Origin of the sequence: Streptococcus sp. HMSC068F04, from assembly GCF_001837455.1 — a bacterium.
Classification (GTDB): domain Bacteria; phylum Bacillota; class Bacilli; order Lactobacillales; family Streptococcaceae; genus Streptococcus; species Streptococcus salivarius_D.
On the sequence record NZ_KV832539.1, the window covers coordinates 1 to 9789 of the forward strand.

Consider the following 9789-nt stretch of genomic DNA (forward strand, 5'->3'; position numbering starts at 1 on the left):
TCAGGATCACCCCCGCGTGTGCGGGAAAAACCTCTAAAACAGAGTTTCAACCACAACGTCGCTAGGATCACCCCCGCGTGTGCGGGAAAAACTAAGGATATATTTCTGCGATTCCAAAACGGTCTGGGATCACCCCCGCGTGTGCGGGAAAAACAGTTCTTCACCTGTCTTAGGATCTATTTTAGGGGGATCACCCCCGCGTGTGCGGGAAAAACAGCGATTTTCCTTATGTCTATTCAGTCGAAGCGGGATCACCCCCGCGTGTGCGGGAAAAACACTAAAAGGTCCCAATGAAATTAAGACTTTTCTTTCATTCTAGCTAAGAATTTATTTACTTTAGTTGATAAATGATAGATTAGTCTAGCATCTTTCAACGCTCTATGAGGAACTTGATCCTCGATCCCATATGCCTTTAGGGCAGTCTGCAATTGATAATTATCCAAGAATAACTTCTCATTCTTGACATATCTCATTATATCATGAGTTTTATTTATTAATAAGGGTAAACCTAATTTATTCAGTTTATTATTGATAAACTGAATATCAAAATGGATATTATAGCCGACTATAGTTAAATCACCAATAAATAATAAGAATTCAGAAAGTACTTCTTTTAAATCACGTCCTTCTTTATCTAATAAGGTTTTAGAAATTCCTGTCAATTTAGAAATTGTAGGAGGTAATTTCTCCTCATACTTAATCAAAGCATTAAATTCCTCTACTTGTTGTCCATTAAACTTGACTGCTCCAATCTCAATAATTGTATTCTTTTTCTCGTCTAATCCATCAGTTTCTATATCAATAACAACATAAGGTTTTAAAGAGTTAGCTTGTGGTCCTCTATAACTAGAATATCGTTTTATTTTACGAAACTTTGCAGCGTTACTATATCCTAATTTAGGATGATTCTCTGAAGATGTCTTTGGGTTAGGTATTAATACTAGTGGAATACCATCAAAATTCACCACAGATTTTTGGGAATTTATCGTATCAAACTGATAACCAATCTCATTGCGATAGTAATAACTAATCGTTGCCTCTCCTTCACCAACATTTGTCTGAATTCTATTCCATAATTTCTCTCGAATCCTAGAATTAAAATTACCGATGTAAACTCCTGTAGCAATCTCTTGCATCCATTTAGTGAGATCCCCCCTAAGAGACGGAGGTACACTTTTTAATGTCACCACTGTAAAGGGCATCTCACAAGCCCTCCTTGTAGCTAACACCATACTTAACAAGCATGTCTTTGTCATCCCATAAAGATAGAGTATCGACTATTAGTTCTTCATCATCATCAAGATCAAATAGATATTGAATATCCTGTACAATTCGAACTATTAATTTACCATCAACAAAGGAATCTCTAACCTTCTGACGAGCAATCTTTCCAATATCATCAATCTCGGTAAAATTAGCTGCGATTTCAAACGCCAACGGAATCGTTAATTCAGCTTTATATAAATCTGCTATATCATAGATAAAAGATAAATCATGGCCCGTATGTACAAATCCTAAACCTGGTGAAGCTCCTAATGCAACTACTATACTATGTACTAGACCATATAAAGCTACATTAGCTGCTGACAAAGCTTGATTAACGATATCACCACCTTCAAAGTCATCAGGATTGTACTCTCTTTTAGACCAAGAAACATGATATTTTTCAGATTGCAACCGATATACTCTTCGAACTCTTGCTCCTTCCCGTCCACGTAGTTGTTGCATGGTCATCGCAGACACATCTTCATCTGGGAATCTCATTTGATACATCTTACGAGCAACCGCTAAACGGAATCGAGAATTTGAGACAAGTTTTGCTTGTTTCTCTAAAAATTTTGTTGAGTGTGCCAAAGATCTCCCATGTGCATATTGACGAACACCACGCTCACCAACCCAAACCATACTAGTTCCAGTATCTCCGATCAATTCTACAGCACGATGACTAATATCGGTACCCGGTCCTAATAACAATACACCGATCATAGCAGCAGGTATTCGAACTGTCCCCCTACTATCCAGCACTGTGATTGCACTATCAACACGATTAATTTTAGCATGTTCAACGTAAATAAAACTAACACGATCGCTAATTTTAGGTAGTTCTCTCAAAGAAGTTTTCTTAGCTCCACTTTTTTCTACCATGACTCATTCCTCAAGTGGCACCACTGTCATCAAACCAAAACCATATGCTTTTTTCTTTCCAATTCCCTCCGTCAGTATTTTTTTGAAAAGCGTCTCATCACTAACAGTTAAAGTTCCTTCGTAAACAACTTTTGATAGCCGTATGGGTTTTTCTGGTTTCTGAAAAACTTCATAACCACGCTCAACAATTGAAAAACTTTCTCCTACTAATGAGAAGCCATTTTTCTCAGATCGTTTCACTAGAAAGTCCATCTGATGTTCAATCGTCACATGCGGTTTTACTACCCCACGTTTTGATTTATCAGGTGAAGAAATTGAAATAACCGGATTCAGCACTACTCTAAAATTCATTCGACAACCAGTTTTGATGTTATCTAAAAAATGTTGATAGTGCTTAGTTTGAGCACTTCCTACAACACCATATTTTTCAAGTTTTTTTAAATTAGGTTTTTCTTTACTTACAATAATAAGATAATCCTTACCTTGAATACGATCGATTCGCCATAATTTTCTTGTACGGATTGATTGCTCTAATTCCGATGGAAAACTCTCCTCCACCCAAGCATGATAAGCTCCTACATGCGTTAAATCTCTAACCCTTCGTCTATTATATCGATCAATTTCTACCCTAGAAATGTACATTACTTCATTCTCCTATACTCTCAAAAATGTTATGCTCTGTATTTCTATTTAAATAGTGAGGATTTTGAACACTGATTAATTCACGTACTTCATATCTAAAACCAAATCTTCTCCCTTTTTGTGAAAATGACCTAACATAATCTTGCCTCAGCTGATAAACATCCTTATTGACTAATTGACTATCTAGATAAACTTCCAAAGAAATAGCATCCTTATCATGAGATTTTTTCATAAACCATGGAGAAGCTTGCCATTTCAACGATTTTAGGCTCTCTAATGGATTAACATCTGTCTCACCTAAGATAAAGTCTGCAGTTATTGGGAGTGCCCTTCTTCCCATAAAAGGTTGGAAATAGGGATTTTTCAAAGCACCTTTAATGATATCTATAAAGCTATCATCTGTATGGGAGAGGGCTACAACAAATACAGCGTCTTCTAGATAATACCGATTCGTAACATAATTTCTATCAAATTTACCCTTTTCTGTATACTTCTGTGCAATATGGAAGTCTCTTAACAGATTTCCTTGCTGATCGACACGAACAGCAAAATCGAGTTCATTTAGTTTTTGGATTTTTTCATCTTCCTCTCTCCTATAACCTAAACTAGCAGCAATTAGTCCAATTATCGCACTTTTGGAAGGATAAAAATCTGTATGCCTAGTTTCAAAATGTGAACTCGTCCCCCATGATTGTAAGGGACCAGCAAATTTCAACAAAATCGTCTTCATAGCATTCACCTATTTTAAATATATTGGGCTATCATTTCTGAAAAATCTTCCAATAATTTTGAAACTGAATCTTTTTCCTCCCCAATTTGTTTTAGACTGTCGCTCTCATGCAAAGTAACATAGAAGGTCATAAGTGGTTTGTCTACAAATTTTTCAACCTTAATAAACTCTTTGGCGAGTTTATCGATAGATCTAGTAACATAGCCTTCTATTGATTTAACTGGTTCTTCAAATGCACTGACAAGATTAACCGGACGATCACTTCGAACAGTTACAATTAAAGTCTGTGGTAGCGTTTGATTAGCAAATGTATTTACTTTCCCTGTTGGAAGTGACTTTGCAAAAGCCTCAATGAACAAAGATAAACTATTATCCAACGATTCCTTGTTTCCTAATTGTTTTGATAATTCATGAATCGCAACATTTGCATAGCGATATAGTGTAGAAGAATTAAACTCAACAGTTCCAAGCATACCTGCCCCTGCATTATCCTTTGGAGCTAAATCATCAACAGCCGTAAAGAAATCAAATTCAGTTTGTACTGGATGTGTGGAAATAGCATGTGCAACCTGAGAAGAAGAATCCTCGTTAAGAGTTGGATCTTCAGCTACCATTCGACCAAACAGGGCAATATCAATAGCTGGATCTGCATTAGCCAACTTTTGGAGTTCTTTTTTATCTGTTATATTGTCATAAGCTGCTTGAGCCAACTTCTTAGCTTGACTATCACCCATAAAATAAAGCGCTTTAACTTCACCTTTTTTCTTGATTCCAGCAGCTATCAAGACTTTATCGGCTTTTTCCAAAGCATCTTCAATACTGATAGAACTATCTAGTTCTACAATTTTATCTGCAACATATCTCACAATTTCTTTTGTTCTAATACCAACATTTGACTGATCACCATGAGTATTAAAATATTCTCTCATCGCTTTCTTCCATGATTGGGAACTCACGCGAGATCTTCTAACTCCTCCATACTGAGCTGTTTTCGGGCTACCTGTATCATCTCTATTCATATTTGAAGGTGGTAAGGTTTGAATAGCATGAATATCTAAAAATAATCGTTGTTCAGTTGTCATTGTTTTTTTCTCCTTTGATTTGTTTATAATATGCTCTTGCCCAATTTAGGCGGACATTTTCTTGACTATTATTTAAAAACCAATATAAATCATTTGCTAGGGCAGAGTAATTAACCTGAATCACCGGTGACTCCACTTTAAGTAGCGAAATCAAATGCCTTAAATGATAAGTAAGTTCTTCAAACGTTGATGAGGTAATCATGGTATTGAATCGTCTATCAATTGAAGTGGTATTATCTTCTTTCCTAAGTTTACCAAGTGCAAAACCTATATTTTCATAAGGCTTAGAATCATCTAGCATCACACTCGTTGAAACACCTTGCTGATGCAATGCATACAATTGAAGTGCTGTATAAATAGCTAATTCCTCATAGCTTGGTTGCTGATAAGAACTTAAAAATTCCTCTGGTAAATTTTCGAACAGAATTGGCCACATTTCTGTTGCTTCACTCAAGGGTTTCCCCAATGTTTTCCTAACTTTCGCTAGTGTAGCTTTATCATATGTTTCCTCTTTTTGGTTACTCAATTTGAAAATAATCTTCTTTGTAACAGTCCAAACTGTTTGTTTAGTATGTTGTGACATTCTCTGCTCCTATTTTAACTGTTGACGAAGCCAAAAATCAAACGAATTATAGGCAGTTGCAATATTCTTAATTCGCCCATCTTTTTGGATACCAAGATAGTCTCTCGTCCCCCCTTGATGTAAAATAACTTCTGCTTCAGCTTTAACTATTTTCTTCAGTAAAACTCTCCATTCTTGTATTTTAGAATCTTTATTATCTTCTGGTTGAATGCTAGCTAACCATTGTCGGAAAGGTTGATCGATTTTGAAATATAGACTTTCAACCATCTGTTGAGTATAACTACCATTAGAGATATTTCGGATTTCCTTTATATCATTAATATACGTTTTATATGTTCTAGAAATAATTTTTTTTGTTTCTTCTACTACTTCATTGATACGAGGAACCCAACCACCCTCGTCTAAATCCGTTAAAACCAAATCATTGATAAAAATTGAGTCAATAACCTCATCCGTTGGAAGCCATGAAGTAGCGTTTCCATCGTCCTGCATACTAATTGCAACAATAGTTGATAGTCGATTTCCTATTATATCATCAATATATGTAAGCCAATCGATAACGCCAGGTTTTCTATATTGAAGATTAGTATCTTTTATAGATAACAAGCCAAAAGATCGCCATAAAGATTGATTCAAAAAATGTTTCTTTGGTGTATAGCTATCCCTATTTTCACCCGAAACATTATACTTCCATATTGTCATTGGCTCCAAAAAATTATCCCTATGATTGATATCAGGTAATTTCACAATTTCAAAAGAGAAAGGTTTATTTAAATTAAAGTCTGGGTCAATATAGATTCCTCTACTCCAAACAGTATATAAACTAGCTATATTGGTAATATCTTTTTCATCAAGGTAGCTTTTAATGATATCAGAACTTTCAAGTTCCCAACAAGGTCGCTGAATATTTTCTACATTACCACGTTCATTATATGGTGAAATATAATTTAGTAACAACGTTTCGAATAGAGTGTTACCTTTAATGTAAATAGCACCAATATCAAATAGCCATCCTTTCGAAGATTTATATTTTTCATTTCCAAAAATGACCTTATCGGATAATCCTGAATACCCTTGAAAGGTAATTAGCCATCTAGCTAATTCTGCGGCAGTTAGAGTATTTTTATTTTCTCCATCTTTTGGGGAAAATAAAGCTATCTTATTTCCACTCTCAGATATAATTCTATTTATATTTTTACCCCAAATACTGCTTGCTTTAGCTTTGCTAATTTTATCTCCAGCAATCTCTTCTTTTGTTACCTGAAAAAATGGATATTTTTCGTCAAATAAGTAAAAGCGATCTCGCCATTTTTCTAAGTATTGATTAACAATATTTGGAAATATTTTATTAGCCCAAAGTTTTTCCCATGTTTCATAAAGAGCTTCCACATAATTCTCAATATCCATCTCATCCACTGGTTCAAGCTGATTCCATCGTTCATCAATAGTAAGGTACTCATAAACATTTCCATCTACATCAAATCGGGAAAAGACTGTATGTAAAACAGCCAACAATACTCGTAATACCGCAAAATCTTGTGTTTTCGTATCTCCTGCTAATTCTTTATACTGATGAGCATTTGTAAATAAATCCTGTAAAGAAACATCTTTTGTGGATCCTTTCTCGTCATAAACAACAGAAATCCAGGGTTCATCAAGTAAATTAAACCGACTCATTCTTATCCAACCTTTCTATGGTAACACCATATTTTTCATCATATAATAGTTTAAATCCATTCAGTATAAACTCATTGTTTTTATCAAAAATAATCCCAAGAGATCCCTTTAACCATGATGAGTTTCGCCATTGACTTAAGTGGCTATTGTTATATCTTTCAAGCTCATTAATCGTTTGATCAATATTATAGGCTTTGGATAAACTCATCGGAAGTCGTAAAGTATTTTGTGCTACCTTTTTTGCAATTATAGGATCAGTAATGTTCTGAGATATATCTTTATTTTCTATGAACAAACCATACCCATCAGATATTTTTTTTAAAGCAATCACTTCAACTGTATCTTCAATATCTCGAACTTGAGCATATGCTTTTTCTTCACTATCATTTGGATGGAGGTTCTTTAACCAACCAATCAAACTGTTAGTTCGAACTCTCGATTTTTTTAAGACTGGATTAGCAATACGGTATGACTTTGCCTTTCTTTCTTTATTTTTAATCTGATCATCATGTTCCATCTTAGCATCCAAATATTTTTGATGAAGTTCTGGCTTTGGATACGTAATTGTTAAGTCTGAATTATAAACCTTTTGGACAAGCGGTGAAATATCATCAGGAAGTCGTATTTCATCTGGTAAAAAGTACTGAGTTCTAGCTAATAGGTAGTCCCCATAAACCAAACGCGTTCCTTCATCAAAATCAAACTCTTCAAATGTTCCTAAAATATAAAATCTTGCTACTTCGTGCTTTTGGGGTCGTTTGATTTTGTGACGATGTAGTCGTCCGATACGTTGAATGAGTAAATCCATAGGCGCTAAATCGCTTATCAGTACATCAAAATCAATATCTAACGACTGTTCAATCACCTGTGTACCAATAATGATTTTCTTTGGTGGACGCATTGCTTTTTTCCCAATTTCTTGCAATAAATCCTTTTCTTTTCGGATTCTTTCAGTTGCTATGAAATTAGAATGAAGCAAATCTACCATATCATCTCCAAAAATATCTGAAAAATTTCTTGCCAATTCTTGAGATTTTCTCACTGTATTGACAATTATCCCCACTACTCCACCATTGTCAAGAGCTTCTTTTACAATATCAAATAACTGTTCTTCTGGTAAACGATGAATGTAGATATTTTTTTGTTCTTGCTTTTCGAACGTTTTAACTTGATGAATGTTAGGTCCGTCATTATAAGTGATTAAAGGATATGCGTCTATTTTTATCTGATCTATATTTTCAATATCTCGCCATTTCACTCCCATTCCAGCCATATAGCTTTTTATGAGTTTTTCTCTTTGTTGGGCAGGTAAAGTTGCTGATAAAATAATTACAGGAACACCATAAGCTCCCATCCATCTGATGGCTTCCAACAAATATTGGCTCATATAGGCATCATAAGCGTGAACTTCATCAATAACGATAACTTTTTTACTAAACCCCAAATGTCGTAAGGCCAAATGTTTTTGTTTTAAAGCCACCATTAAAAATTGGTCGACTGTTCCAACTACAAAATCATCTAATGCTGAAGTTTTTCTCCCAGAAAACCACTCATTGACAAAAATACTACCGTTTTCCGAGTCGTCCATGTTAATTGTATTTCCTTTAGGTAGCTCTATAAAATCCGTATTTAAGGCTGCTTTTCCATGAACCAGCTGAATAGAAAAATTATCAGAATTGTTACCCTTTATACTCTCTGTCCACTGTTCAATCCTCTTAAAAATTCCATTAGAGGTTGCTTGTGTAGGCAATCCAAAAAACAATCCACTACATCCTTTTTTACTAGATAACTGCTCTGATGCCGCTAGAGCCGCCTCTGTTTTCCCGAGTCCCATCGGCGCTTCCAGTATCACTATTCCAGGATTAGTCGTCTTTTCGATTGTTTGTGAGAGTATCAGCTGAAAATTTCGTGGACTAAATCCAAATCTTTCCTGATAAAGAGTAACAAGGTCAACGAAAGTTTCAGGTTCCCACAAGTTAGATTTTTTCCACTTTTTAAACCCAGTTTCAATACGTTGACTCTTGCTTTTCACATTAGTTTCATCCAAACTTAACAAAGGAAAAAAATGTTCATTACTAGCAATCCAGTCAGACATTATGAGTAAACCTGATAGAATAACCTGAGCAGGCTGTTTGATTTTTGGAAGCTGAGACACAGAATTAAACCCTGTTTCTGTTAAAGCCCAGTTTAAAAAAGCTTCTTGAGTTGAATTCCATTTCTGATAAACTAGACTATCTTTCTTTTCATCCTGGAAATAATTGGAAGGATAGCTCTTTTGAGAATTTATACCGTCTAAATCATCAACTGGTCGTCCATGGTGCCCACCAATAATTGTTGCAATATCTTCCTCCACGCCATAATGGGATAACAAATATTGACCTGCAATGCTATGATGGCTCTTTTTAGGGGAGGCTAGTTGGAGAGAACTAATGCCAGAAAAACCTGCGCGTTCCAATTTTTCTAACAATTGAATATCCAAATCTACTGAATTTGCATAACCTTTTTGCGTCTGAAAAGCTGGTGTTGCTTTACCGATATCATGAACAGCTCCTAGGAATTGTGCCAATCTTTTCCCTTGATTTTCAATATTTGCTTTAGCATTAATAGAATTTTCAATTAATACCTTTTGTCCTTCACTTAACCAATGTTCCCATAAGAGGCCTGCAATATTTTTCGTGTCTTCTAAGTGTTGAGTTAATGGTAACCAAAGAAGTCTACTATTTTCCTCTGTTTTCTTAGCCCAAAAATTATCATTAATATGTTTCATATACAAATTTCCTTTAACATTGTATCACCTTTATATTTTATACCTAACACAAAAAATAAACAATGTATAATTGAAAGAGCTTCCAATACTTCATTTAATAGCTCTTTCTTCATTTCTAGCTATCACTTTTAACACCTTGAATTGTCAAATTAAGTGCATACTT

Annotated in this window: 8 protein-coding genes and 1 CRISPR repeat array; all 8 genes read right to left on the bottom strand. The window is 34.9% G+C overall.

The window, feature by feature from the left end; genetic code table 11:
- Positions 1 to 3: 3 nt before the first annotated feature.
- A CRISPR array of direct repeats spans positions 4 to 276; the repeat unit is 28 nt; unit sequence GGATCACCCCCGCGTGTGCGGGAAAAAC.
- A 20-nt stretch (positions 277 to 296) separates the two neighbouring features.
- From cas2e to HMPREF2571_RS10160, 8 genes are read right to left on the bottom strand one after another with little or no spacing between them, the layout of a single operon-like run.
- Complete coding sequence (cas2e, locus tag HMPREF2571_RS10125) at positions 297 to 1202, bottom strand: type I-E CRISPR-associated endoribonuclease Cas2e (protein ID WP_013990626.1); 906 nt, start codon at positions 1200 to 1202, stop codon at positions 297 to 299.
- A gap of 1 nt (position 1203) precedes the next feature.
- Positions 1204 to 2145, bottom strand: a complete 942-nt coding sequence (gene cas1e / locus HMPREF2571_RS10130; protein WP_013990627.1) for a type I-E CRISPR-associated endonuclease Cas1e — start codon at positions 2143 to 2145, stop codon at positions 1204 to 1206.
- A 3-nt stretch (positions 2146 to 2148) separates the two neighbouring features.
- Positions 2149 to 2787: a type I-E CRISPR-associated protein Cas6/Cse3/CasE gene (gene cas6e / locus HMPREF2571_RS10135; protein WP_013990628.1), complete on the bottom strand. Its 639-nt coding sequence runs from the start codon at positions 2785 to 2787 to the stop codon at positions 2149 to 2151.
- A 4-nt stretch (positions 2788 to 2791) separates the two neighbouring features.
- Positions 2792 to 3517 (bottom strand): type I-E CRISPR-associated protein Cas5/CasD, encoded by a 726-nt coding sequence (gene cas5e / locus HMPREF2571_RS10140; RefSeq protein WP_041817231.1) that lies wholly within the window; start codon positions 3515 to 3517, stop codon positions 2792 to 2794.
- A gap of 14 nt (positions 3518 to 3531) precedes the next feature.
- Positions 3532 to 4599: a type I-E CRISPR-associated protein Cas7/Cse4/CasC gene (cas7e, locus tag HMPREF2571_RS10145; protein WP_013990630.1), complete on the bottom strand. Its 1068-nt coding sequence runs from the start codon at positions 4597 to 4599 to the stop codon at positions 3532 to 3534.
- Entirely contained in the window at positions 4589 to 5182 is a 594-nt protein-coding gene (gene casB / locus HMPREF2571_RS10150) for a type I-E CRISPR-associated protein Cse2/CasB (RefSeq protein ID WP_013990631.1), read from the bottom strand. The genes cas7e and casB overlap by 11 nt, the downstream gene beginning before the upstream one ends.
- A gap of 9 nt (positions 5183 to 5191) precedes the next feature.
- Positions 5192 to 6859 (bottom strand): type I-E CRISPR-associated protein Cse1/CasA, encoded by a 1668-nt coding sequence (locus tag HMPREF2571_RS10155; RefSeq protein WP_013990632.1) that lies wholly within the window; start codon positions 6857 to 6859, stop codon positions 5192 to 5194.
- Positions 6846 to 9626: a CRISPR-associated helicase/endonuclease Cas3 gene (locus HMPREF2571_RS10160; protein WP_013990633.1), complete on the bottom strand. Its 2781-nt coding sequence runs from the start codon at positions 9624 to 9626 to the stop codon at positions 6846 to 6848. Before HMPREF2571_RS10160 ends, HMPREF2571_RS10155 begins: the two co-directional genes overlap by 14 nt.
- Between the last annotated feature and the right edge of the window lie 163 nt (positions 9627 to 9789).